We start from the raw sequence: 24,408 nt of genomic DNA, 5'->3' as shown, positions 1-24,408 counted from the left end.
ATGGTGCGAGCAAGCTATCGCATGCGGCACGCCGCCAACTCTGCGCGGAAGGTGACAGGTAGGTAACGGATTGGTAACGTCGACTTCTGTGCCGCTGGCACCCGAACCTACGGAGAAACTGCCTGTGCCAAGCCCGATCCACAACACCAATTCCACCGACTCGCGCAACGGGCCGCGCATGACCCGAGCCTCCATCGGTCTGGGCGTACGCCGCGTCGGCGTGATCGCCATCGCCGCTGCCCTCGCAACACCTCTCGCGGCGCCGGCCCTCGCCGCCGACCCCGGCTCCGGGCAGCCGCTCCCGAACATGGTTATCGACGCACAGGCGGTGTCGGGCGTCGTGACCGCCGGCGACAACGGCCTCAGCGACGACCGCCTCGATGTCCAGGCCACGACCGCCGAAGAGCTTTCCCAGATCCGGGCAGAACTGGAAGCAGCGCTGGAACGCGAGGAAACGCTAGAACGCGAGGAAGCGCTGGAGCGACAGGAACGGGCAGGACAGGCGGCCGCGACCGGTACCGCAGGCAACGGTGCCGGAGCTCCGAGCGCCACGCAGGCGGAGCCCGTGACTGCAGCCGGAGCCACCGGCAGCGTCATCGCGGATGCCGCAATCGCGCAGGTCGGCGTCTCCCAGGACTGCGTCGCCATGGTGCGCCGCGCAATCGGGGCCGCGGGACTGCCGTACTCGGGAATGAGCTCGCTGTTCAATCTCGGTCCGACGATCCCGATGTCAGCTGCTTCGCCCGGCGACGTCATCTACTACGCAGACGGCGGGGTGGGTCGCGCGCACATCGGCATCTACATCGGCGGTGGACGCGCCGTACATGGCGGTTGGTCAGGCTTCAACACCGTGATCGCCGGTGTCGACATCGGAGGTTCAGCACCGGTGTTCATCGACATCACCTGAGTAGAAGAGCCCGCGCCGCCGCGACAGCGGACCTCGATGACACGTGACCCGACTCCACGCCGCGGCCACTTCCACCGCCATCGTTTGTGGACGTGGCAGGACGTCGACGGTGATCGGATCGACACCGCTGCCGTCGCGTGACCCGAAGAGGTGCGACCTGAATTCACCGATAACTGTATAGTCATTGCATGCTGACTATTGTTCCGCGTCTCGGCGTCATGAACCGGCTCGGCCGGGCGATGGCCGATCCGACGCGCTCCCGGATTTTGATGGCGCTGCTCGAGGGCCCGAACTACCCCGCCGAGCTCTCGCGACAGTTGGAGTTGACGCGGTCGAACGTGTCGAACCACCTGACGTGTCTGCGCGACTGCGGCATCGTGGTCGCCGAGCCCGAGGGCAGGCAGACCCGCTACGAGATCACCGACCCTCACCTTGCGGCGGCGCTGACCTCGCTCGTGGACGTGACGCTGGCCGTGAATGAAAAAGCGCCGTGCGTGGACGCCTCGTGCACCGTGCCGGGCTGCTGCGCGCGAGCGGACGCATGAGGTCCGTGACGAAGTCCCGAGTGGATGGGCCCGCAATCGACGAGGATGACGACCACAACGGGCCTTGGTGGACGGATCGAGGGATCCTCGTCCCAGTCTTATCCGGCCTCGCGTTCCTCGCAGGGCTGCTCTGCGAATGGTCGGGGGCGACGATCCCGGCCCTGGTGCTGTTCTGGATCGGCTTGCTGCTGGGCGCGTCGACGTTCACCCCCGGCGCGATCCGGAAGCTGCTCAAAGGCAAGCTCGGTATCGGGCTTCTGATGACGATCAGCGCGGTCGGCGCGGTCATCCTCGGATACGTCGAGGAAGCCGCAGCGCTGGCGTTCCTGTACTCGATCGCGGAGGCGCTGGAGGACAAGGCGATGGACCGTGCCCGCGGCGGGTTGCGGGCACTGCTGAAGCTCATCCCCGACACCGCGACCATCCGCCGCGGTGGGGCCTCTGCCGAGATCGCGGCGCAGGACCTGACCGTCGGGCAGATCTTGCTGGTCCGTCCAGGGGAGCGGATCGCGACGGACGGGATCGTCCGCTCGGGACGCAGCAGCCTGGATGCCTCCGCGATCACCGGCGAGTCGATCCCGGTCGAGGTCGAGCCCGGCGACGCCGTGTCGGCCGGGGCGATCAACACCGCTGGTGCGCTCGAGGTGGAGACGACCGCGGCGGGGACGGACAACTCGCTGACCACGATCGTGGGACTGGTCGAGCAAGCGCAGGCCGAGAAGGGCGACCGTGCCCGCCTCGCCGATCGGATCGCCCGCCCGCTGGTTCCCGGTGTGCTGATCCTCGCCGCCCTGGTCGCACTCCTCGGCTCCCTGCTCGGCGACCCCGAGCTGTGGATCACCCGCGCCCTCGTCGTGCTCGTCGCCGCTTCCCCGTGCGCGCTGGCCATCTCCGTACCGCTCACGGTTGTCGCCGCGATCGGTGCTGCCAGCAAGTTCGGCGTGATCATCAAGTCCGGCGCGGCCTTCGAGCGCTTCGGCACGATCCGCCACGTCGCCGTCGACAAGACCGGCACCCTTACCCGCAACGAGCCCGCCGTCACCGCGGTCCTCACCGCCGACGGCGTGTCAGAGGACCAGGCGCTGGAGTGGGCGGCCGCGCTGGAGCAGCGCAGCACGCACCCCCTCGCCGCAGCGATCACCGCCGCAGCGCCCGGAGCCCGCGCGGCGCTCGATGTGACCGAGCAAGCCGGACACGGCATCGAAGGCACCGTCGAAGGGGCGAGGATCACCGTCGGCAGCCCCCGCTGGCTCAATGCGGGCCCGCTCGCCAGCCGGGTCGCTGGACTGGAGGAGCAGGGCATGACGGTCGTGATCGTCCACCGCGACGGGACGCCGGTCGCCGCAATCGGCGTCCGCGACGAGCTGCGCCCCGAAGTTCCAGAGGCCGTCCGCACGCTCGCCGGCCAGGCCGTCGGCGTGACCATGCTCACCGGCGACAACGCCCGAACCGCGCACGCCCTCGCCGCGCACGCTGGAATCGACGACGTACGCGCCGAGCTCCGCCCCGAAGACAAGACGACGGCGATCCGCGAGCTGTCCCGCAAGGCAAGCACAGCGATGATCGGCGACGGCATCAACGATGCCCCCGCCCTCGCCGCCGCAGACATCGGAATCGCGATGGGAGCGACCGGGTCAGACGCTGCGATCGAGTCCGCGGATGTCGCCTTCACCGGCCACGACCTGCGCCTCATCCCGCGCGCGTTCGACCACGCTCGCCGTGGGCGCCACATCATCAATCAGAACATCATCCTGTCGCTGCTGATCATCGCCGCTCTGCTCCCACTCGCACTCTTCGGCGTTCTCGGACTCGCCGCCGTCGTCCTGGTGCACGAGATCGCAGAGGTCATAGTGATCCTCAACGGGCTCCGCGCCGCGCGCACACGGAAGGCGGCCTAATGATCGCGCGAGAGGACGGGACAAGCGCCGCGAAGTCAACCGTGGCGCACGACGGACCGCCAGCTCGGGACAGGTCCAGGGCCACCCCGCCGCGCGCGCTCGGCATCGCCGTCGCCGTCGCTGGAGCCGGGCTGATCCTCGACCAGGGGACGAAAGCGCTCGCATTGGCCCAGTTGCAGCCGGGCCATCGCGTCCCGCTCGTCGGCGACCTGTTGGGCCTGTCGTTGGTCTCCAACCCCGGAGCCGCGTTCTCGATCGGCTCCGGCGCCACATGGGTGTTCACCGTCGCCGCCGTCATCGCGGTTATCGTGACGCTCGGTTTCGCCACGCGACTGCGCGGCGCTCGATGGGGCATCACCCTGGGGCTGATCCTCGGCGGTGCGGCCGGCAATCTCGTCGACCGGCTCGTGAACCCGCCCTCCTTCGGGCACGGGCACGTCACGGACTTCATCGCGTACGGGAACCTCTTCGTCGGGAACGTCGCAGACATCCTCGTCCTCGCCGGGGTCGCACTGCTCTGCCTGCTTCTCGTGAATTCGGACGAGGCAGGAATCCCGCAGCAGCGGGAACGCCGGAGCCGCCCTCAGCTCGCCGCCCACGAAGGGCGGCCATTCCCGAGGAACGAGCGGGAGGCTTGACTGCGTGAAAGTGCAGCTGCTGCATCTCGACGACTGCCCGAACACTGCGGACGCCGAAGCACGTACGCGCAGGGCGTTGGACACGCTAGCTGTCACCGACGTACCCGTCGAGTCGGTGACGATTCGCACCGAAGCAGAGGCTACGAGCAACCGGTTTGGAGGCTCTCCCACGATCCAGGTCAATGAGGCCGATCTGTTCCCGGCGACACCGGTCCGCGGGTTGGCGTGCCAGATCTACGCGACGGAGAAGGGCTTCGCTGGGGCACCGACGCAAGAGCAGCTCGAGGAGGCAATGCGCGATCGTCTCTAGGCGCGAGTTCGTCGGCTCCGCGCACATCAGACGACCCACTTGTCGAAGAACCCGCCGCAGCCACGGACCAAGCCCGGTCAGGCAGCCATGCCAACGTGGCCGCAGCGCCTACATCTCAGCGCAGGGAGACGCCGCGCGAGTTCAAGAACGACTCCGGGTTGGTGAGCGTGCCGCCGACGCGCAGCTGGAAGTGCAGGTGACAGCCTGTCGAGTAGCCCGTCGAGCCCTCGTAGGCGACCACCTGTCCAGCGCTCACGCGCTGCCCGGGGTAGACGTTCGCGGGGCGGATCATGTGGAAGTACTCGCTCTGCACGCCGCCGCCGTGGTTGATGTAGAGCATGTTCGCGCCATAGGTGTCGCGCGAGCGCAGCGCGACGGTGCCGTCGGCGACCGCGTAGATCGGGGTACCGCAGCCGGCGGCGATATCCACGCCGGCGTGCAACTTGCGGCCCAGCTGTCCGAGCGGGTCGTTACGCCAACCATACGCAGAAGTGAAGCGGCCGTAGTGCGGCGTAACCCAGCCGCTGCTGCTCGGGCCAGTCGGCGGCACGGAGCTGCCGCCACCGGACCCGCCACCGTTCTGAGCGGCCTGCTCGGCGAGCCGTCGCTGCTCCTCGAGCGCGCGTTGGCGGGCCTCCTCGCGCTCACGCGCCTCACGTTCAAGCCGCAGCTGCTCCTGCTCGGCTAGCCACGCGCGGTGGCGCTGCCCTGCCTGGTAGTCGTCCTCGGTCGCGGCACGGTCCTCGACCAGCACCTCGAGCTGCGCTTCGAGCTCGACCCGCCGCTCCTGCTGGGCCTCGACGGCCTCTTGCGCCGCGATCGCCGAAGCCTGTGCCACTGCGTAGGCCTCATCAGCGGTGACCTTGAGCGCCTGGAGCTCGTCGCGGGCGACCGCGGCCTGGTCCTGCAGCGCCTGCGCGGCGTTGGCATCTTGCTGCGCCTGCTCGTAGAGCGTGTCTGCAGTGCCGGCGGCACGATCCATCATGTCGAGGCGGTGGAGCCAGGTGTCGGCGGAGCCGGGGTTGGCGAAGAGTTCGGCGCTCATGTCGCCCGTGCCACCGGAGCGCGCGAGCTGCGCAGCGAGCTGGCCAGCAGCGAGCTGTGACTGTTCGGCACTCACCGTGGCCTCGTCGGCCTGGCCCTGCAGCCGCTCGGCGACCGCGACGGCCTCGTCGTAGACGCGCTGGGCCTCGATCGCCTCGGCAGCGCGCTGGTCGGAGAGGGCCTGCGCATCCACCGCGTCAGTCTCCAATTGCGCGATGAGGGCGCGGATCTCGCTGATTTGCTGGTTCTTGGCGCTCACACTGCCGCGGGCGGCCTCGACCTCCGCCCAGGTCGGGAAGCCGTACTCGTCGACAGCATCGGCCTGCGGCACACCCGGCACGATCAACGTCGCAAGCATGGCACCGACGGCGACGGTCGCGGCCATGCCGAATCGGAGGCTGCTCCAGCGCGAACGCGCGCCGAGTGCCCGCCCATCAGACTGTGCCATCTCTTCCCGTCCGGCAGCACTAGCGCTGCACTACCCGCTGACTCAAGCCAAGCCCGGCCAAGCCGAGCCTGGCCAAGGTATCAACATTCATGTTCCACCTGAGAGTCGAGATCGGCGGAGGCCTGCGGGGCGTGTCTGGAATCAGCCCTGGCGCCGGCGCCTCCCTTGCAGGCGCGCAGTCAAGACTTGCCCGTCCGTTACCGTTCCGTTACTTTAGAAGGAGGATTGCGCTGGCGACACTGGTTGCACGCGCGACGACGGCATGAGCATGACCTGCTACATGCCTTGTCTCGAATGTCGACACTTATCGTTCCCAACCCAAGGACCAAGCTACGCGTGACACCAGAACCCGACCGGTCAGCTGGCGCACTCCATGAAAGCGCGTCGCCAGACACGCCTCAGGTCTTGACTCGTAAGTCGATGCGCGAGCGCGAGCGTGCTGCTGCGAAGATCGCGCAGACCGCGGCGGAAGCTCGCGCTAGCGCGCGTGCCACCGTGGCGGAGGGCTCGCCACCGATCTACACGAGCCGCCGCGCCATCCGCGAAGCCGCCACGCGCACGGCGCGCGCCATCCCTGTCCGGCTGGCCGAGCCGACGCGCGCATCTTCGCACATCGTCGTCGACGCCGCGGCGCTGGGCAATGGCGGCGAGCATGTTCCCACCATTCGGGCCGCTCGCGTATCGCCGCTCCGGCCCGCCCCTCCTGCCTCGCCCACGCGCCCATCCGACACGGCGACCCGACGCCTCCGCCGAATCGCGCGGAAGACGACCGCCGGTGCCGCCCTGCTGTTCATCGGCTCGCTCGTCGTCGTCACGTCCTTGCCCGCTCAAGCGATGCAACTGCCCGCCGAGTCAGACCCCGCGGTCGCGCAGATCGAACCGGATGTGCAAGCGCTGGATCCCGTCACCGCGGAGGCGACGACCCTCTTCGCCCGCGACGAGATCGTCGTCAACGACCCCCTCGAAGCGGCGCTGATGTCGCCCGAGGAACGAGCCGCAGTCCAGGTGGTCGCGGACAGGGAGCGCGGCGGGACTTACTACGGCGGGAGCCCCGCCTTTCCCAATGCCTGGTCGATGCTCGAGACCGACTATGTGCAGACTCCGTTTCCGCAGATTTCTCAGCTACCGATCTCGAGTGGCTTCGGATACCGGCCCGGTGGGATGCACGGTGGCACCGACATCCCGCTTCCCCCTGGGCAGGAGATCCGCCCGATTGCTAACGGCGTCGTCTCAGCCGTCTGGCAGGGCAACAACCCGGGCGGCGGCGGCTATGCCGTCTTCGTCGACCACAACATCAACGGTCAATTCGTGCAGTCCTGGTACCCGCACATGCAGGCGGGGTCCATCCGAGTCGAAGTCGGTCAGGTCGTCGATGTGTCGACTGTCGTCGGTCAGGTCGGCAGCACCGGCAGATCCACCGGACCGCACCTGCACCTCGAGTTGAAGAACAGCGACTATGTGTCCTTCGACCCCCTGCTCTGGTTGCAGACCCGCGAAACGCGGCTCGAGATCCCTTAGCTCGGGTCGGCTCCGCCGGCCTCGGCGCCAGAGCGGCGCTTGATCGCGAAGACGATCCCCGCGGCCAAGACGACGGCCGCGACCCCTCCGGCGACCAACAGCGGCAGGTTGCCTCCCTCTGCCGTCTGGTCCTCAGCACCCGTATCAGGCGCCGCGATAGCCTCCGGCGAGCTCGATGAACTACTGTCGCCCGTCTCCCGTGAAGCGGGCGCCGACGACGCGGGAGCGCTTTCTCCACACACTGGTGCGGCTTCACCGCCCCTCGCACCTTCAGCACCCGATGCCGGTTCGAACGCGAACTCGATGACACCGTCGACCGCGTGTCCGTCGGCCGACACGAGCTGATACGTCAAGGCGTAGTCGCCAGCTCCACCGAGTTCGGCGTCGAGCGCGATGGTTCCGCCCTCTACGGCGATGCAGCCATCGCCGTAGAACAACCCGTCGGCGTCCGTCAACTGCATCACGTTGGCTCCGCTCGCCCCTTCGATCGCAAGGATCTCCTCGTTCATCACGACGCTGAACGTGCCCGGCTGCTCCACGACCACGTCTCCGTTGGCCGGAGTCGAGCCGGTGACGGATGCGTGGGAAGGCAGGAGGATGACAGCCGCAGCGGCGGCAACGATAAGCAGCATGCTCCCATGCTAGGCCGACACCAGGATGCTGCAGCGCGAGTCGGCGTCGCCACCACCTACGGATGCCTGACGCCAGTCGCCTCCTGCTCACTGATCCGCGCGGTCTCAATCTGGAAGGTCGAATGCGGCACCGCGATCGGAAAGTGCCCGGCGACACACTGTTGGATGTCCTGTAGGACTTCGGCTGCGTGCCCGTCGGTAAAGCACTCGTCGTCGACCACCACGTGCGCGCTGATCGTCGGCAATCCTGTCGCAACGGTGGAGGCGTGCAGGTCGTGGACAGCGACCACGTGCTCGAGCTCGAGGATGTGGCGACGGACCTCGTCCAGGTCGAGCCCCTTCGGGGTGAACTCCATGAGTACACCCGCGGTCTCCTTCATCAGGAGGAACGCTCGCGGCGCGATGAGCGCGGCGATGAAGAGGCCGGCGATCGCGTCCGCCTGCTGGAAGCCGGTCGTCCAGATGATGATTGCCGCGGCGATGACGCCGAGGGAACCGAGCGCATCGTTCAGCACCTCTAGGAACGCGGCCCGCATGTTGAAGTTCGCGCCGCGATTCGCGGAGAGCACCACGATCGCGATGATGTTCACGACGAGTCCGACCACGCCGAACACGATCAACTCGGATGCTGGGATCTCGGGAGGCTCGAAGAGCCGACGAACCCCTTCGACAGCCGCATACACGCCTACGGCGAGCAGCAGCGTTGCCTGCCCTAGTGCAGCGATTACCTCGACGCGCCTGAATCCCCATGTTCGCTTTGACGTTGACGGTTGCCGCATGAGGGTCGCCGCGATCAGCGCGACCAACAGCCCTGAGGCGTCAGTAAAGGCGTGCGCCGTGTCGGTGAGAAGCGCGAGGCTCCCCGTCACGATAGAGCCGATCAACTGCGCAATAACGATAGTGACTGTGAGTCCGAAAGCGATGCCGAGCCGCACTCGGAAGTCACCCGCCTCCCCAGTGCCACCACTTGACCCGTGGCTATGCGTCGTTTCCATGCATATCCTCCTGAACCGTCCCCGGTTCTCTGCCGCTCCTATGCGGGTGCCAGCACCGGGTGTGATGGCGTTTCGAGGTCAGCGTAGTACGCGGCCTCGAACTCCTCGGGAGGGACGTCGCCGAGGGTGGAATGCAGGCGCCTGGCGTTGTACCAGTCGACCCATTCAGCGGTGACCCATTCGACGTCCTCCAGCTGCTTGAGCGGACCGGTCCGGAAGGGCGAGTCGTCGCGAATCGCTTCGGTCTTGAACAGCCCGATCGTCGACTCGGCGAGGGCATTGTCATACGCGTCGCCGATCGAGCCGATCGACGCAGCGATGCCCTCCAGGGCGAGCGTCTCGGCGAAGCTCACGGACGTGAATTGAGACCCGGCATCGCTGTGATGGACCAGTCCGTCGAGCGCCGGGCGGCCGGCTCGGTCGCGCCGCCACAGGCCCATCCGCAGCGCCGTGGTCACCAACGGCGTCGTCTTCGTGGTCGCGGCCTGCCAGCCGACGATCGCGCGTGAGAAGCAGTCGATCACGAACGACACGTACGCGAACCCGGCCCAGGTGCGCACGTAGGTGAAGTCCGCCACCCAGCGCTGGTTCGGCGCGGGCGCGGTGAAGTCCCGCTCGAGCAGATCCGGTGCGCGCTCGGCGTTCCGATCCGGGACGGTCGTGCGCACGCCACGCCCGCGCACCCGGCCGTTGAGGCCGAGATCCCGCATCAGCCGGTCCACCGCCGCTGGGACACGTCGTGGCCGGCACGTCGCAGATGCGTGGTCATCTTCCGCCGCCCGTACATGCCCTCCGGCGTGCCGACGGTCGCCAGCAGCGCGTCGATGATCACCGCGTCATCCACAGCGCGGTTGCTGGGCTGGGCGCGCTTCCACGCCCGGTAGGTTCGCGCGGCGACCTCCACGCCCTGCTCCCGCAGGACCTGGCAGACCGACTCGACCGCGCGGCCCTTGGCCCGCTGCTCGTCGATGAAGCCGACGATCAGCGGCGTCGGGGGTCGAGTTCCCCGGCGAAGAAAACCGCCGCGTCGCGCAGGATCGCGTTCGCCTCACGCAGCTCACGGTTCTCCCGCTCAAGCCGCCGCACCCGCTCCGACTCGCTCGTCGAGGCGCCCTGCCGTTCGCCGGCGTCGATCTGAGCCTGCCGCACCCATCGGCGCAGCGACTCGGCCCCGAAGCCGAGCCGTTTCGAGACCGTCTCGCACGCGGTCGTCAGGTTCGGGTACTCATCGAGATGGTCGAGCACGAGCCGGATCGCTCGCTGCTTCGTCTCCTCCGGGATCTGCTTCGGCATGATGACTATCTTCCTTCCAGACTCGAAAGGAACCGGCATCAAACCGGGGACGGTTCACTTCCAGAGGCGTCCGACCTTGTGGGCGGGCATGGCCTTCTCGGCGATCCAGGTGTAGACGGTGTCTTTGGTGACCCCGAGGTGGGCGGCGATGTCGTCTGCGGACAGCCACGGCTCAGCCACGTTGGTCCTCCCTCGCTCTATGGCCCAGGCAGGCCAACACTCACGATGATACCGGCGGAGGTACGGCTTGAGTTGGGTTTCTCCGGGCGTGGCCGAACAAGATCGGTGCCGAGGGTGGTCGCTCCGTTCTGCCGATCAGCGTGGGACACGCGCCTTGAGCCAGGTGGTCACTGACTTATGCCACCGGTCGGGGTCGGTGTTCCAGCAGAGGGTGTGGCCAGCGTCGAAGGTCGCCAGATCAACAAGGTCTGGGCGGGCGTCTCGGAGTGCTTGTGAGAGCTGGACGGGGACGGAGTCGTCTCGGGTGCCGTGGAGGATCAGGGTCGGCGTGGTGAGGTCTGCGGCTCGGGAGGTCCAGTCGAAGGAGCGGAGCGGGATACTTCCCGGCAAGCCCACAGTGCGAGCCGGTGGGGCGAGGGTGAGCCACGGGATCGCGAGGTGTCCGGCTGCTGCGGGTAGTCCACTGCGGGCGCAGTTCGTCTTGATGACTTCGGCCCAGTCGAGGACCGGCGAGTCGAGTACGAGTGCGGCGATCAGTCCCTTGTGGCGCGGGTGGTCGGCGAGCTGGAGGGCGATCGCGGCTCCCATCGACCAGCCGAAGATCACGATTCGTTGGGCTCCGCGGCGGACGGCGTATCCGATGGCCTCGTCAACGTCGGCCATCTCCGTACAGCCGAGGGTTGAGCGGCCAGTGCCGACTCGGGGCCCTTCTGCTGTGTTGCGGTAGCTGATGACGAGGGAGATGTAGCCAAGCTCGGTTGCGGCGAGGACGCCGCGCAGCGTGCCGGCGCGGGTGCTACCGAGTCCGTGGATGTGAATCGCCCACGTCGCGGGGTCGCCGTCAACGCGCCACGCCCGGCATCGTCCTGCGGGGGTCGTGATGGTGATGTCGCGTGCATGGAACCCGGCGTCGGCTGGGGTGGCGTAGTAGACGCCGCTCCACGAGACACAATTGCCAGCCTTCGGAGTGAAGTCAGGTGTGGTGCCCGTGATCCTGCGGGCGACGCGAGTAGCCCCGCGATCGACGATCTCGGTGGAGAGTTGTGCCCAGCCGCCGTTCTCGAACCAGAGGTTGTAGATGCCGGGCGCGGTGGTCTGCTCGGTGCGGTCGAGCACGATCAGGTCGCCATTGTCGTCGTGCTCAACGCTGCGGATCGTGAGGTCGAACGTGCGTGGGCCGACGGGTGCCGTGAGTCGCCGCGCGACGGCCCACCCGGCCCCGGCGGCCGCTGCTGCGGCGATCCCTCCACCGAGGGCGATGCGGCCGATCATGGCTCCCGTTCCTCGATGTTCGGAACGGTCAGGGTCGTTGTGAGGGCGCTGTCGCTTCCGACGAGGTGGCTCTCGGCGCGTTCGAGTAGGTCGCGGTCGTCGGTGCTGATGTCGAAGGTGATGCGGGGGTCGATCATCGCGTCGCGGATTTCGACGATCACTCGGTGCAGGTGCCCTTCGGGGTCTTCGCTGTTGGCGGCGAGGGGGTCGGCCTGGCTCAGTCCGGGTCGCGCGTACGTCGCCCGGTGCCAGAGCGGCTCCAACTGCGCCGTGAACGAGATGGTGTGCCGACGTCGGGCATGGTGCTGGGCGCGGCGAACGGCGGGCTGGACCGCGAACCCGGCGCAGAGGAACAGGAAAGTAAGGGCGGAGAGCGGATCGTAGGCGGCCTGGATTACGTGCATGAGATCGAGGTGGCCGGTGGCGTGGGCAATATCCATGACGATCACGGCGAGGCAGAGGGCAACGCCGAACGCCGATCCCAGGCCGAGCAGCGCGGCGGGCAGGCGCTGGATGCCGGTGCTGTCGCGAGACTGCCGTGCGGCGAGGAGGAGCATCGTTGCGATGACGAGTGCTCCGTAACTGAAGTTGATGATCGAGTAGACCGCTGCTGCTGGCTGCGCGCCGAGATCGCTCATGAATCGTGCCGTGGTGGTGCCGCGGTCGATGAACAGGAACGATGCGGTGATCGCGAGCAGCGCGATGAGCAGGACGGGCGCGCTGACGGCGACGCGGACGAGCCTGGGCCGGTACTCGCCGGACTTCATGACGCCGCGCCCGAGGAAGAAGAGTCCGGTCATCAGCACGGCGTCTGCGATCAGCGTCGCGATGTTGGTGCCGCCGAGGAGCGGATCGATGACCGCGTAGATGCGATCGACGTTCAGCGTCATCGCGATGGCGATGGTGAGGGCGGCGTAGGTGATGCTGCGGTCGGCGCGTTTACGACGAAAGATGAGCAGGCTCGCCACGAGCGCCCACATGAGCGTCGCGACGAGCGTCTGGATCATCCGAAGACCTCCGAGTATCTGGACTCGGCGAACACCGATCCTCGGATGCTTGCGGCGAGCCGGTCGGCGAGGGACTCGGCGGCGATTTCGGTTTTGCTGTCGAGGTCTTGCCGCCGGAGCAGGCGTCCTCGGGTGTAAGGCGGGATGTTAGGCAGCAGCGCCTCGTCGACGGTGCAGTCATCGCCGTCGCAATGGCCGAGGATCATGTGGGCGAGTTCGTGGAGGATGAACTGCTGTCGGTGGAGTGTCGAGTCGGTGCGGGCGTGGAGCACGAGGTCGTCGGTCTCGGTTGCCAGCCAGAGCGCGCAGAGGCCGTCGTGGGTGTCGAGATCAGCCAGTTCGATGACCCGAAGCCTGCGGTGCCGCCGGTCCTGGACAGAGCGGAGGAGCTCGTCGAAGGTGAAGGTGCCACCGAGCTGAAGGCCCGCCACGGCCGCCGATACGGTCTGTTCGGTATTCACGGTTCGCCCCTCTCAGTGGGGAGCAGCGACCGGTATCGGCTTCGCCTTGCGCGACACCCAGTCAGTGCTCAGGCATTGGTGTCATTTCCTCGTCCAGGAACTTGGTGATGGCGTGGAGTGCTTTCGGCGAGATGTCGCCGAGGGTGCGCGCTGCGTAGGACTTCACCTTCGCGGCCCGCATGGACCGAACAAGATCGAGCTGCGCTGAGACCTTCTCGGGCGTGGCCGCACCGTCCTCGCCGAGCAGGAACGCGGCGTCCACGTCGAAGAACGCCGCCAGCCCCTCGAACACGGCGGGGTCTTGGACGTAGCGGTGGCCGTTGACCATGTACGTCCAGCGCGACCGCGACAGGTTGGTGCCTCGCTCTTGGAGGTAGCCTGCGATCTGCGAGTAGGTCGGCTCAGTGCCGGACTCGGCCACGGCAACGTCCATCAGGAGCCGCAGACGCTTGGCGAGGTCTTCGGCCGCAGCCTGGCTCTCGTCTTCGGTCATGACGCTGACCTCCTTCCCTTCGCGACGGGCAAGGCATCGATGTAGTCCACCCGGAGGGTGGTTGTGCATGCTCAACCGTAGTCGTTGAGCATGCACAAATCAAGGCTTGCGCATGCTCAACGGTCGGTGCTAGAACAGGACTCCGGGACATTTTGAGCATGCTCAATGCCGCGTCCCTGTCTCGGCTCGGGCTGCCTCAAGGAGGTGAACGATGTCCAGCTCACGGTCCGGGCGCGGGTGTTCGCGCCTACCTGCCAGGTGTACCGCCGCGCGCAGTCGCGTCGCGGCCCGCCGAAGAGGAGGCCGGAGCATGGCATCGAACGAGGACGCCCGCGCGGCGCGAGAGGCGAAGCTCGACGAGCTGCACGAGAAGCTGACCGGAGCGGTCGAGTCGCTGGTCTCGGGTGACGACTGGCGGCAGGCGCTGGCCTTCGCGGCGCGGTTCCGGTCGCGGTCGTTCAACAACACGATGCTGATCTGGGTGCAGCACGAGGCCGCGTTCGAGGCAGGCCGCGTGCCCGAACCCTTCCCCACTCTGGTCGCCGGGTATCGGCAGTGGCAGGGGCTGGGGCGGCAGGTGATGAAGGGACAGCCGGGATACATGATCTTCGCGCCGGTGACGGGCAGGTTCGCCACTGCGACCCCTGCCGATGCGGGATCGTGGCGACGGCTCGGGCCGCGGGAGAAGCCGAAGGCCGGCGAGGTGGTGCGCTCGCGGATGGTCGGTGCGCGGCCGGCCTACGTGTGGGATGCCTCCCAGACCGAGGGCGAACCGTTGCCGGTGCCGCCCGCTCCGGCGCTGCTGGAAGGTGAAGCGCCGTCGGGGTTGTGGGAAGGGCTGGCTGGGCAGATTCGCGGCGCGGGGTTCGAGGTGCTGCGGGTGCCGCACGAGGGGATGAACTCCGGCGCGAACGGCCTCACGGACTACGAGGCGCGCACGGTCGCGGTGCGGGAGAACATGGACCCGGCCGCGCAGGTCAAGACGCTCGCGCACGAGCTGGCGCATGTTGTGATGCACGATCCCGACGACGAGGAGGCGCGGCAGCATCGCGGCATCCGCGAGGTCGAGGCCGAGTCCGTGGCGTTGATGATCGGGGCGGCGCACGGCATGGACACCGCCGGGTACACAATCCCGTACGTCTCGACCTGGGCCGCCCGCGTGGACGGCCAAGAGCCCGTCCAGGTGGTGCAAGCCACCGGTGAACGGGTACGGAACACCGCGCTGGCGATCCTCGACCAGCTCGACCCGGCCCAGGTCGGCGACGGCACCCCGCCCGGCCTCGAACGCGACACCCCCAGTTCGCGCACCTCCCGCGCGGCCGCGAACTCGGTGGAGCCCGATCGTCCGCGTGCTGCGTCGGCGCCAGCTCTGGCGGGGCGAGGGCTGTGATGCCCGAACCATTCGATGTCCTTGCGACGATCATTCGCGTGGATCGCTCACCAAACCTGGCGCTGGCGGCGCGGAGTCTCGCGGCGGCGGGAGTGCCCGTGTTCCCGTGCGTCGTCGAGGGAAAGCGTCCGCTGACCCGCCGCGGGTTCCTCGACGCAGACAGCGACCCGGACCAGGTTGCCGCGTGGTGGTCGCGCACACCGAACGCGAACATCGGCATCCCGACCGGCGCTCCATCGGGCGTGGTCGTCGTCGATGTCGATGTCCACGGCCCCCACGACGGCCGCACGGCATACCAGCGCGCCGCCGACGCGGGACTCGTCGATGGAGCGGGTCTGCTGGTGCGCACACCCACCGGAGGCGCGCACGTGTACTTCCCGGCGACACCAGGCAGCGAGCAGCGGTCGTGGCAGGCGGCTGACGTGGGCGTCGATTTCCGGGGCGACGGCGGCTACATCATCGCGCCACCTTCCAAGCGGATCATCGACGGCCACGTCCGCCGCTACGAGGTCGCCGACATTGCCGCTCACTCGGTCGGCACCGTGGACGCGGCCCGGCTGCGGAACTTCCTCGACCCGCGCCCCGTGGCACCGCCACGCGCCGGCAGCGGCTCGACGGACGTGGATGTCGAGCGGTTGGCGGCGTGGGTCGCCGGGCGGGGCGAGGGCGAGCGGAACAGGGGCCTGTTCTGGGCCGCCTGCCGCCTCGCCGAGAACGACGTCTCGCCCGCCGACGCGCTCGATGCACTGGGGGCTGCGGCACAGGCGGCAGGTCTCGGCGATCGCGAGATCACCACGACCGTGCGCTCCGCCTACCGAGCCACCCAGCCCCCATCCGAGGTCACGTCCGATCGGCGGAGCCAGGGCGCGGATCGCTGGTTCGGTCGCACGGCGAGCCCACCGTCCGCAGCTTTGGGGAGGGCTGGGCTGTGAGGCGTGAATCGGACGGGCGGCGATGGGCCGCGATGACGGCGGTAGCAGGGACGGTGTTCATCGCCGCCGGGGCATTCTGGCTGTCGTTCACGTCCCTGGCCGACCTGGCCGCTCGCTCCGGGATCGGGACGGGTCAGGCGTGGGCGTGGCCACTGATCGTAGACGGCATCATCGTCGTCGCCACGGTCGCCGTCGTCGCCCTCGCCGGGCAACGCTCGGCCTGGTACCCGTGGGCGCTGCTGGTCGGCGGCGCCCTCGTCTCGGTGACGGCGAACGCGATCCATGCTGTCGTCGCCGCAGACGTCGACGTGCCACGGATGCTCGCGGCCTCGGTCGCCGCAGTTCCGCCCGTCGTGCTGCTGGCGATCACGCACCTGACCGTGATCCTCACCCGCACCACCGACCCGGCCACCGCACTTGCCGCCGCTGCGGAGTCGATACCGGCTCTGCCGTCTGGCGAGCCGGAACCGCCCCGTCGCGACGACGGTGTGGCGGATCGGCGGGCTCTGGGGTGGGAGCTGCGGGAGGCGGGCTGGTCGAACAAGCGGATCGCCCGCGAGCTCGGGGTGCATCCCTCGACCGTGGGTCGCTGGTTCGCCGTCGCGCACCTCACTGACACCACCGACACCGCCGACGAGCGGGAGGAGACGACGCCATGAACACCACCGACAATCCCCAGCACAACGATCCCGCCAGGCCCGATCCAGCACGGCTGGTGCGCGATGAGCCGAGGGAGCGCCCCGAGCCCGTCGAGGCGATGAGCACGCCGGAGGCGGTGCGGGCCGCGCAGGTCGCCCGCGACGACAAGCAGCACGCCCTCGTACGCGGGCGCGGCGTGGAGTGGGTGCGCCCAACGGACCTGATCGCCCGGCACTCGGCGCACGCGGCCGGCCGCGGTCTCGACTTCCAGGCCGAGCTGGCACGCCGCACCCGCAACCCAATAGGGGCCGGGGTTCGTCGTCTTGGGGACCGCGCCCGTCGGCTGCCGCCGATCTCGGCGTTCGGGCGCAGCACCGCTCTTGCCTCGCAGGTGTCTCGCTCCGGGGTCTCGATGAGTTGACGGCGGTGACAGGTCATGGTTGCGACGGCACCGGCATGCAGGACGCACTCGTGGGAGCGAGTGCGCACCTGCCTGCCAGGAGGTGCCGACACCATGACCACACCAACCCGCACCAGCAGGAACACCAGGGCCGAGCCGACGGCCTTCGGGACTGAGGACTTCACCACCGGAGAGGGCCTGCGCGCCCTGCTCAACCGTCTCGCCGAGGGCGGCGAGGATGCCTGGGTTCACGACCCGGTGGCCCGCGACCTGATGGAGTTCGCCGCCGACAAGTACCGCGCTCTCGCGAGGAAGCACAAGCTCGACACCTGGGAAGCGGTCACGGCGGCGTTCGACGCGATGCAGTACCACTCGACCCGCGAGGCCAACGATCCGTGGGCGATCATCACCCACGCCGTGCGGATCACCTGCGTCTACGAGGAACGCGCCCAGGGATTGCTCTGCTCGGTGCACCAGGCTCGTCGCGCGCACGTCTCGGCGTTCCACGACCCTGAACGGTTCTCCGAACGCGACACCGCGCTGGCCGACTACCATCCCGCGTTCCACACCACCGACCTGCGCCCTAGCGACCTCGAGCCGGAGCCCCGCGACAGTCTCGGGTCGGCGCAGGCGTGCATGTCCGCTGGATCGGCGGCCGAGGGCGCCATCGCGATGCTGTGCCTGCTCGACTGGCCGACCGACACGGCACGGGCTGCGGTCGAGCACGTCTGCGGGGCCTTGATGAAAGCGGGCACCCGCCAGTCCGCCTACGAGACGCTGCGCCGCGACCGGTACGCGCGGGCACTGCTCGACCTGCCGCGCCGCTCCTGGGCCGCGCTGCTGAAGGCACTGCTCGGGAACCCTCACCCGGCCTATTTGGCCACCAGCAGCGGTCGCGGCATCCTGCTCCGGCTCCTGCTGGGCGAGACCCTCGACCTGCTGCTCCGCGACGACGACCTGATCCTCGCCCTCGCACTTGCCGCGCCGAGCGGCGGAGGCGGTGAGTCGTCGTGACCGAGCCACAGATCGGCAGCATCCAGCTCGACCGCACCGTCGATTCGATCCTCGTCGGCACCCGGCACCGCGCAGACCTCGGCGACATCGACGCACTCGCGGCATCCATCGACCGCGACGGACTGCTACAACCTGTCACCATCACCATCGACGGCGTGCTCGTGTGCGGGGCACGACGCCTGGCCGCGATCAAGAAGCTCGGCTGGCGCACCGTCAACGTGTGGGTTCGCAGTGGCCTGTCTGATCGGCTCGGGCAGCTCCTCGCCGAGCAGGACGACAACATGCTCCACAAGCCCTACACCCAGCTCGAAGCCGCCGGCCTCTACCGCGAAATCAAGCAAATGATGGCGGAGGACGCGGCCCGACGGAAGTCCGCCACGCAGTTCAGCAGCGAGAACCAGCCGGGAAACGACGGTGGTGCAAACTTTGCACCACCGTCGAGCGGGCCACTCGGGAAGGCCCGTGAGCAAGCGGCGGCGATGATTCCCGGCGGTGCCTCGCACACGACGCTGGAGAAGATCGGCTACCTCGAAGACATCGCCAACAACCCCACCCAGCCCGAGACGTTGCGCGCCGAGGCTGCCGCCGGGCTGGAGCGGATTGAGGCCGGTGACCCGGTGCATCCGATCTACCAGGCGATCCGCGATGCCGACACCACCGCGCGGGAGCGACGTGAGGCCGAGCTGCACGCTCGCGCCGAAGCAGCCGTGGCCCACGCGAAGTCGATCAAGAAGGGCAAGCGCACGCCACCGCGGCCCCTACCGGTTGTCACGGACAACGGCCAACCCGTCCGCTACCCGCTGCGCGCGTTCATCCAGACCTGGGGCGAACTGACGAAATGGTGGACCCACTACGACGCCGACACCCTCGCAGCCGAGCTGACCGATGAGCAACTCGAGAACTTCCTCGCCACCGCCGACGGCACCGTCCGGTTCGCCGATGCCCTCCGAGCCGCCCGTGAGGCCACGGCGGAGAGGCCACGCCTCCGCGCGCTCTGACCACAGTCCTCGGTGGCGGGTGTGCACCTGCTCGGCATGAGCCCTGCACCCACTGACACCCGGAACCGCCGCCGACTCGTCGCCCTCATCGCCGCCGGCATCGTCCTGCTACTCCTCGCAGGCGTTGGCGTCTACGGACTTCTCGCCGGCCCCCGCAGCAGCACCAGCACCGATGATGGCCCGGAGCCCGGCCCGGTCACCACGGCCCCGCCGACGGTGGCACCGAGCACACCTCGGCCGCCGCGGGTGCCAGCGGTTCCGCGTTCGGCCGATCCCACGACCTTCGCGCAGGGTCTGGCGTCCACGCTGTTCGCATGGGACACGGCTTCGGGGTTGTGGCCGCTGGACTACACCTCGGCGATCCTCGCGGTCGGTGACCCCAGCGGGGATGAACAGGCGGGGCTCGCTTCCGACGTGGCCGCGTACCTGCCGACCCGTGACGCCTGGATCGAGCTGCGGCAGTACGCCACCCGCCAGCACCTCACCATCGACACCGCATACGTCCCCGACGCCTGGGCCGACGCGATAGCGCGGGCACAGCCAGGGCAGCTCGCGCCTGGAACGACGGCCATCACGATTGAGGGCACTCGCCACCGTGCCGGGGTCTGGAACGGGCAGGCGGTCACCAGCGAGCATCCGGTCGCTTTCACCGTATTCGTCGTCTGCGCACCGACCTATCCGACCTGCCACCTGCTGCGGCTGTCTCAGCTCGACAATCCGCTGCGTTGAAGGGGTTGGCGTCGTGTTCCGCAAAGCCGCCATCGCGGCCCTGGCGCTGCTGTTCTTCGCCCCCGCCGCAGCACTGCTCGGGGTTGGGGTGCTGATGAACCCCGCCGCGGCCTACTGTGCAACCCCTGCCGGGATGGTGAACCTCGGCCCGATCCCGGACTCGCTCACCGTCACGACCGCGAACGGCGAGACCTTCACCCTGAATCGTCAACAGCTCACGCACGCGGCCACCATCATCTCTGTCGGCAACGGCATCACCGACGTGGGCCGGCCCGGGATCAAGATCGCGCTGATGGCCGCGCTCACCGAGTCCACGCTGCGGATGCTCACCAACACGAGCGCCTACCCCGAGTCGGCAAACTACCCGAACGACGGCAACGGCGGCGACCACGACTCCCTCGGCCTGTTCCAGATGCGCCCACAGTCCGGGTGGGGTTCGGTCGCCGAACTCATGGACCCCGACTATCAGGCGCGAGCGTTCTTCGGCGGGCCGACCGGACCGAACTACCCCTCGCCGCGCGGCCTGCTCGACATCCCCGGCTGGCAACAGATGGACCCCGGCGAAGCCGCCCAAGCCGTCGAGGTCTCCGCCTACCCCGACCGCTACCGCAACTACGCGCCCGTCGCCGACAGCATCCTCGCCACCCTCACCAGAAGCGGCAGCGCGACTGGCGGCGTTGGTGGCCCGGCAGTGTCGTCGTCGCGGGTGGTGTTCCCGCTGCCCGAGGGCACCTGGGTGCTGACCTCGCCGTTCGGGATGCGCGTGCACCCGATCACCGGCGAACGGAAACTGCACACCGGCACCGACTTCGCAGCGGCCGACGGCACGCCGATCCTCGCCGCCGCGGACGGCACCGTCACCTTCGCCGAGTTCTCCGGTGGATACGGCGGCCTCATCGTCATCGAGCACGCCATCGACGGCAAGACCGTCGCGACCGCCTACGCGCACATGTGGCAGAGCGGCATCCACGTCCGTCCCGGAGACCGCGTGAGCGCCGGGCAGCACATCGGCGATGTCGGCTCCTCGGGCATGAGCACCGGCGCACATCTGCACTTCGAGGTCCGGCCCGGCGGCGCGAACGGCGAGGCCATCGACGCCGCCGCCTGGCTCAACGAGCACGGGGCCGCGAACCTGCCCACGGCGACCAGCGGATCACCTGCCGCCTGCAACACGACCACCGCGGGCACGCCCACCGGCGTCGATGGAGACCCCGACCGGCTCGTCGACGATCCCACCAGCTCGGGCAAGATCACCGCCCGCATGCTCCACCTCTACCAGCAGACCCTCGCCGCGTTCCCCGACACCGGCTGGGGCTGCTACTCACCGCGCCCCGGCACCAAGTCCGAGCACCCCCTCGGGCGGGCGTGCGACATCACCTTCGGCAACCGCATCGGCCAGCGACCCACCCCGGCCCAACTCGACGCCGGCTGGAAGGTCACCAACTGGATGAAGGACAACGCCGACGTGCTCGGCGTCGAGTACCTGATCTGGCAAGGGAAAATCTGGTCCCTCGGCCGCGACGCCGACGGCTGGCGACCCTACAACGGCGGCGGCATGCACGACCCCGCCTCCATCACCGGAGGCCACTACGATCACCTCCACGTCACCGTCAAGGCAGGTTGATCGGCGATGGGTGTCTTCCCCGACTTCGACGGGCTCGGCGGCATCGGAGACCTCCGCGCCGTGGTCGGCGCTCTCCTGACCTTCGTCCTCATCGTCGCCGTCCTCATGCTGATCGTCTCGGCGATCGTGTGGGCCATCGCGACAGCGCACGGCAACTACGCCACCGCCAGCAAGGGCCGCATCGGAGTCCTCGTCGCCGTCGGTGCCGCCGTCCTCGCCGGAGGCGGCGTCGCCTGGATGAACTGGCTACTCACAGTCGGGTCGAGTTTGTAGCGTTGCGGTCATTGATCCGATTCCTCCGCGTCGGCGCTCGCTGTTTCGCACCGGTCGAGCAGGCGCGCGAGGTAGCTGTACGCCGCGAGGCGCTCCATCGCTTCCTGCTCGGACAGTTCGGTGCGCGTGTGGGTCGTCACGTTGCGGACCGTGAGGTTCAGACCAGTGGCCAGCGCGTTGAGTGCCTTCGCGAGCGGCTCAAGACCACCGCGCATGCTCTTCACCGTCTTGTCATCCGACCCTCCCGGCCAGGTGAGCTTCGGCTTGCCCGGTTCAGGTGCGCCTGGCGACAACGTCTGCTGCCAGAAGACCGTGTCATCGACATCGTTCCTGCCGAGACGTTCCTTCCAGTGGACCGTGAGGCCTTCGGCCGCTTCACGAACTGCAACTCGGTACTGATGCGTCGTCCAATGGGCGGAGGCACCAGCCCAGACCACGGGGTGAAACTGTGCGGGAGCGAAGGTCGGAAGGTCAGAGTCCGTACGTGACTCGGCATCGACGATCATCGCGTCGAGCCTGCCCTTGACGTTGGCGGTAGTAGTCCGAATATCCCGAGGCGCGATGGGGGCCTTGGGTGCAGACATAAATGACCAGTTGGAGATTGGGTCGATCGCTCCGAGACCCGCGATCCCAATGTAGGCACCGGTCACTGACACTGCGCTCGCTGCCAGGCCAGCAGCCTCGGCGACACCGAGTTCGAGACGTTGAACCTCGTTCTGTTCCTGACCTTCCTTTGTCCACACAGTAGGAAAGAGGCCGCGCGCCGACATGTGATCTGACTCGACCTGAGTGCTCATCCAAGCGTCGAAGGCTTCCTCGAACTTCTCAACGGCGGCACGCAATCGCTGGAGGTAGTTCACCCCGTACTGACTCATATTCCTTGCACCTCTCGATCCGGCGGTCCCTTGCGGGCGCGCGACGCACAGATGCTCCAAGGCTACGGGCGGCCACCGACGGGGACGGCGACGAGAGCGCACCTGTCGCGTGTACCCCGTCTGCGAGTTCGCGGGCGGACCGCCCGTCGCCAAGGAGACCTACTGTGTTCGATCTGCTCACCAACGTCATGTCCGCGCCCCTACTGGTGCCGATGGACATCAACATCGACCCCAACACCGACGGCCTGCCGGGGATCAATCAGCTGCGCACCATCGTCGGCGCGGTGATGACCGTCGGCCTCATCCTGTCCGTGCTCGCGCTGATCGTGTCCGCGATCGTGTGGGGCTTCGGTGCGAACTCCTCGAACCCGCACCTCGCCTCGCGCGGGAAGATCGGCGTCCTCGTCTCCTGCGGCGCAGCGGTGATCTGCGGCGCGAGCGTAACGCTGATCAACTTCTTCTGGAACGTCGGCCAGTCCGTCTGACCCGCCCCGTCGTCGAGAGCTGGTGTTCGTGATGGGCGTGTGCGACGCTCCCGTGATCTCCTCGGTCTGCGATGCCGTCGGCGAAGGAGCCGCGTCTCTGGTCGCGGCCCCGTTCGACTGGCTCGCCCAGGCGATGGGTGCCGCCGCCGGGTGGCTGTTCGAGGCCGTCTGGTCGGTCTTCGACACCACGACTCTCGTGGATGTCACCAAGCCCGGTTACATCGCCGTCTACAACCTGCTGTTCGGCATCGCGGTCTTCGTCATGCTGATCTTCTTCTGCCTCCAACTCATCACCGGGCTGATCCGCCGCGACCCCACCGCCCTCACCCGAGCCGCGCTGGGGCTGGCGAAGTCCGTCCTCGGATCGTTCGTGGTCATCGCGCTGACAGCGCTGCTGCTCGAAGTCGTCGATCAGCTATGCATCGGGATCGTGCAGGCCGCCGGAGAGACCACTGAGTCGATGGGCGACAAGATCGCCCTCCTCGCCGCAGGGCTGGTCGGGATCAACATCGCCGCACCCGGTGTCGGAGCGATCATCACGATCTTCATGGCCGGCCTCGCGATCACCGCCGCCGCGATCGTGTGGCTGTCCCTCCTCGTCAGGAAAGCGCTCCTTCTGGTGGCGGTCGTGTTCGCGCCGCTCGCGTTCAGCGGCGCATCCTGGGACGCCTCTCGGGGGTGGATCGGGAAGTGGGCGATGTTCGTCGTCGCCCTGATCTGCTCCAAGCTCGTCCTCGTCGTGATGTTCCTCGTCGCGATCACCCAGGTCTCGGCACCGATCGACGCCGACCTCGCCTCGGTCAGTGATCCCATCGCGGGGATCGTGCTGATGGCGATGGCCGCGTTCGCGCCGTACCTCACCTACAAGTTCATCGCGTTCGTCGGGTTCGACATGTACCACGCCATCGGTTCCGAGCAGGACGCCAAGAGCGCACTCAACCGGCCGATCCCCGTCCCGACCAAGCCGCAATCAGGCGGAGAGCCAAAGAAGGTGCTCGACGGAACCAGCGGCGGCGGGAACCCGGGCGGAGGCTCCGCCGGTGGAGGTAGCGCTCCACCGTCGCCGAAGACCCCGGCACCGGCACCCGCCGCGAGCGGCGGAGGGGCCGCCGGTGGTGGGGCTGCAGCAAGCGGAGGCAGTGCAGCCGCGGCCGGTCCCGTCGTGGCAGGCGTCGTGGTCGGGGCGAGTGTCGCCAAGGGTGCCGCGACCGCCGGGCCGGAGGCCGGAACCGCGTTGGGAGCCCAGGGTGAGCACGCCGCAGACGCAGCCGTGCAGACCCCGCCGCCGCCCGCCGCCTCACCTGCGGCACCGCCGTCGAGCCCGGCACCACGACCGCCGAGCACCGACCCGTCACCGCCGCCGAAGCAGCCCCCGCCGCCCGCGCCACGCCCACCGAAGGAGTAGACG

26 protein-coding genes and 1 pseudogene are annotated in these 24,408 nt (G+C 68.4%); 17 read left to right on the top strand and 10 right to left on the bottom strand.

The features are described from left to right. Window positions 1–124 precede the first annotated feature (124 nt). The 5 genes from BLT67_RS13240 (at window position 125) to BLT67_RS13220 (ending at window position 4,298) form a co-directional block, all read left to right on the top strand. A complete protein-coding gene (locus BLT67_RS13240; protein ID WP_157674054.1) occupies window positions 125–907 on the top strand; it encodes an NlpC/P60 family protein in 783 nt (260 codons plus the stop codon). A 188-nt stretch (window positions 908–1,095) separates the two neighbouring features. After that, window positions 1,096–1,452 carry a Cd(II)/Pb(II)-sensing metalloregulatory transcriptional regulator CmtR gene (gene cmtR / locus BLT67_RS13235; protein ID WP_092664494.1) on the top strand — a complete coding sequence of 119 codons (357 nt, stop codon included), beginning with the start codon at window positions 1,096–1,098 and terminating at the stop codon, window positions 1,450–1,452. Further along, window positions 1,449–3,350, top strand: a complete 1,902-nt coding sequence (locus BLT67_RS13230; protein WP_172802030.1) for a heavy metal translocating P-type ATPase — start codon at window positions 1,449–1,451, stop codon at window positions 3,348–3,350. Before cmtR ends, BLT67_RS13230 begins: the two co-directional genes overlap by 4 nt. Further along, window positions 3,350–3,988: a signal peptidase II gene (locus tag BLT67_RS13225; protein ID WP_092664488.1), complete on the top strand. Its 639-nt coding sequence runs from the start codon at window positions 3,350–3,352 to the stop codon at window positions 3,986–3,988. The genes BLT67_RS13230 and BLT67_RS13225 overlap by 1 nt, the downstream gene beginning before the upstream one ends. Before the next feature lie 4 nt (window positions 3,989–3,992). Then, window positions 3,993–4,298, top strand: a complete 306-nt coding sequence (locus BLT67_RS13220) for a hypothetical protein (RefSeq protein WP_092664485.1) — start codon at window positions 3,993–3,995, stop codon at window positions 4,296–4,298. A 115-nt stretch (window positions 4,299–4,413) separates the two neighbouring features. On the opposite strand, the gene BLT67_RS13215 is transcribed toward BLT67_RS13220, so the two are convergent. Continuing rightward, window positions 4,414–5,727 (bottom strand): M23 family metallopeptidase, encoded by a 1,314-nt coding sequence (locus BLT67_RS13215; protein WP_092664482.1) that lies wholly within the window; start codon window positions 5,725–5,727, stop codon window positions 4,414–4,416. 483 nt (window positions 5,728–6,210) lie between these two features. Here BLT67_RS13215 and BLT67_RS13210 point away from each other — a divergent pair, with 483 nt between their 5' ends. After that, a complete protein-coding gene (locus BLT67_RS13210; RefSeq protein WP_157674363.1) occupies window positions 6,211–7,308 on the top strand; it encodes a M23 family metallopeptidase in 1,098 nt (365 codons plus the stop codon). Here the strand turns inward: BLT67_RS13210 and BLT67_RS13205 are convergent. The 8 genes and pseudogenes from BLT67_RS13205 to BLT67_RS13170 all read right to left on the bottom strand — a co-directional run bounded on the left by BLT67_RS13205 (window position 7,305) and on the right by BLT67_RS13170 (window position 13,641). Further along, window positions 7,305–7,940 carry a copper resistance CopC family protein gene (locus BLT67_RS13205; protein WP_026373861.1) on the bottom strand — a complete coding sequence of 212 codons (636 nt, stop codon included), beginning with the start codon at window positions 7,938–7,940 and terminating at the stop codon, window positions 7,305–7,307. The genes BLT67_RS13210 and BLT67_RS13205 overlap by 4 nt on opposite strands. A gap of 56 nt (window positions 7,941–7,996) precedes the next feature. Continuing rightward, a complete protein-coding gene (locus BLT67_RS13200; protein ID WP_026373862.1) occupies window positions 7,997–8,935 on the bottom strand; it encodes a cation diffusion facilitator family transporter in 939 nt (312 codons plus the stop codon). A gap of 38 nt (window positions 8,936–8,973) precedes the next feature. After that, window positions 8,974–10,228 (bottom strand): annotated as a pseudogene (locus BLT67_RS13195) (IS3 family transposase). 54 nt (window positions 10,229–10,282) lie between these two features. Beyond that, window positions 10,283–10,408, bottom strand: a complete 126-nt coding sequence (locus BLT67_RS13190; RefSeq protein ID WP_231945515.1) for a helix-turn-helix domain-containing protein — start codon at window positions 10,406–10,408, stop codon at window positions 10,283–10,285. 135 nt (window positions 10,409–10,543) lie between these two features. Continuing rightward, the gene (locus BLT67_RS13185; protein WP_092667422.1) at window positions 10,544–11,680 is read right to left on the bottom strand and encodes an alpha/beta hydrolase; all 1,137 of its coding nucleotides are present in this window, start codon (window positions 11,678–11,680) and stop codon (window positions 10,544–10,546) included. Next, complete coding sequence (locus BLT67_RS13180; RefSeq protein ID WP_092667421.1) at window positions 11,677–12,687, bottom strand: MAB_1171c family putative transporter; 1,011 nt, start codon at window positions 12,685–12,687, stop codon at window positions 11,677–11,679. Before BLT67_RS13180 ends, BLT67_RS13185 begins: the two co-directional genes overlap by 4 nt. After that, on the bottom strand, window positions 12,684–13,148 hold the full coding sequence (locus tag BLT67_RS13175; protein ID WP_092667420.1) for a hypothetical protein: 465 nt from the start codon (window positions 13,146–13,148) through the stop codon (window positions 12,684–12,686). The genes BLT67_RS13180 and BLT67_RS13175 overlap by 4 nt, the downstream gene beginning before the upstream one ends. 61 nt (window positions 13,149–13,209) lie before the next feature. Further along, complete coding sequence (locus BLT67_RS13170; protein WP_092667419.1) at window positions 13,210–13,641, bottom strand: hypothetical protein; 432 nt, start codon at window positions 13,639–13,641, stop codon at window positions 13,210–13,212. 310 nt (window positions 13,642–13,951) lie between these two features. Between BLT67_RS13170 and BLT67_RS13165 the strand changes: the two genes are divergently transcribed. From BLT67_RS13165 to BLT67_RS13125, 9 genes are all read left to right on the top strand, one after another. Continuing rightward, window positions 13,952–15,031 (top strand): ImmA/IrrE family metallo-endopeptidase, encoded by a 1,080-nt coding sequence (locus BLT67_RS13165; RefSeq protein WP_092667418.1) that lies wholly within the window; start codon window positions 13,952–13,954, stop codon window positions 15,029–15,031. Continuing rightward, window positions 15,031–15,963, top strand: a complete 933-nt coding sequence (locus BLT67_RS13160; protein WP_092667417.1) for a bifunctional DNA primase/polymerase — start codon at window positions 15,031–15,033, stop codon at window positions 15,961–15,963. The genes BLT67_RS13165 and BLT67_RS13160 overlap by 1 nt, the downstream gene beginning before the upstream one ends. Before the next feature lie 32 nt (window positions 15,964–15,995). Further along, window positions 15,996–16,622, top strand: a complete 627-nt coding sequence (locus tag BLT67_RS13155) for a DUF2637 domain-containing protein (RefSeq protein WP_092667416.1) — start codon at window positions 15,996–15,998, stop codon at window positions 16,620–16,622. Next, window positions 16,619–17,023, top strand: a complete 405-nt coding sequence (locus BLT67_RS13150; protein WP_092667415.1) for a hypothetical protein — start codon at window positions 16,619–16,621, stop codon at window positions 17,021–17,023. The genes BLT67_RS13155 and BLT67_RS13150 overlap by 4 nt, the downstream gene beginning before the upstream one ends. A gap of 93 nt (window positions 17,024–17,116) precedes the next feature. After that, window positions 17,117–18,016: a hypothetical protein gene (locus BLT67_RS13145; RefSeq protein WP_092667414.1), complete on the top strand. Its 900-nt coding sequence runs from the start codon at window positions 17,117–17,119 to the stop codon at window positions 18,014–18,016. Beyond that, window positions 18,013–19,014, top strand: a complete 1,002-nt coding sequence (locus BLT67_RS13140; protein WP_092667413.1) for a ParB N-terminal domain-containing protein — start codon at window positions 18,013–18,015, stop codon at window positions 19,012–19,014. The genes BLT67_RS13145 and BLT67_RS13140 overlap by 4 nt, the downstream gene beginning before the upstream one ends. 36 nt (window positions 19,015–19,050) lie before the next feature. Then, entirely contained in the window at window positions 19,051–19,743 is a 693-nt protein-coding gene (locus BLT67_RS13135) for a hypothetical protein (protein ID WP_172802066.1), read from the top strand. Between the two features lie 13 nt (window positions 19,744–19,756). Beyond that, window positions 19,757–21,367 (top strand): M23 family metallopeptidase, encoded by a 1,611-nt coding sequence (locus tag BLT67_RS13130; RefSeq protein WP_092667412.1) that lies wholly within the window; start codon window positions 19,757–19,759, stop codon window positions 21,365–21,367. A gap of 6 nt (window positions 21,368–21,373) precedes the next feature. Then, window positions 21,374–21,640, top strand: a complete 267-nt coding sequence (locus tag BLT67_RS13125; RefSeq protein ID WP_034224879.1) for a DUF6112 family protein — start codon at window positions 21,374–21,376, stop codon at window positions 21,638–21,640. Between the two features lie 8 nt (window positions 21,641–21,648). Here the strand turns inward: BLT67_RS13125 and BLT67_RS13120 are convergent, their stop codons facing one another. After that, on the bottom strand, window positions 21,649–22,500 hold the full coding sequence (locus tag BLT67_RS13120) for a TIGR02391 family protein (protein ID WP_231945514.1): 852 nt from the start codon (window positions 22,498–22,500) through the stop codon (window positions 21,649–21,651). Between the two features lie 203 nt (window positions 22,501–22,703). Between BLT67_RS13120 and BLT67_RS13115 the strand changes: the two genes are divergently transcribed. Further along, window positions 22,704–23,000, top strand: coding sequence for a DUF6112 family protein (locus tag BLT67_RS13115; protein ID WP_375544631.1), 297 nt, complete (start codon window positions 22,704–22,706; stop codon window positions 22,998–23,000). Between the two features lie 31 nt (window positions 23,001–23,031). After that, complete coding sequence (locus tag BLT67_RS13110) at window positions 23,032–24,405, top strand: conjugal transfer protein TrbL (RefSeq protein WP_092667686.1); 1,374 nt, start codon at window positions 23,032–23,034, stop codon at window positions 24,403–24,405. The last annotated feature ends 3 nt before the right edge of the window (window positions 24,406–24,408 follow it).

It is taken from the genome of Agrococcus carbonis, from assembly GCF_900104705.1.
GTDB lineage: Bacteria > Actinomycetota > Actinomycetes > Actinomycetales > Microbacteriaceae > Agrococcus > Agrococcus carbonis.
Note: the sequence above shows the minus strand (reverse complement) of the source record. Positions and strands in the feature narration are given on the sequence as shown.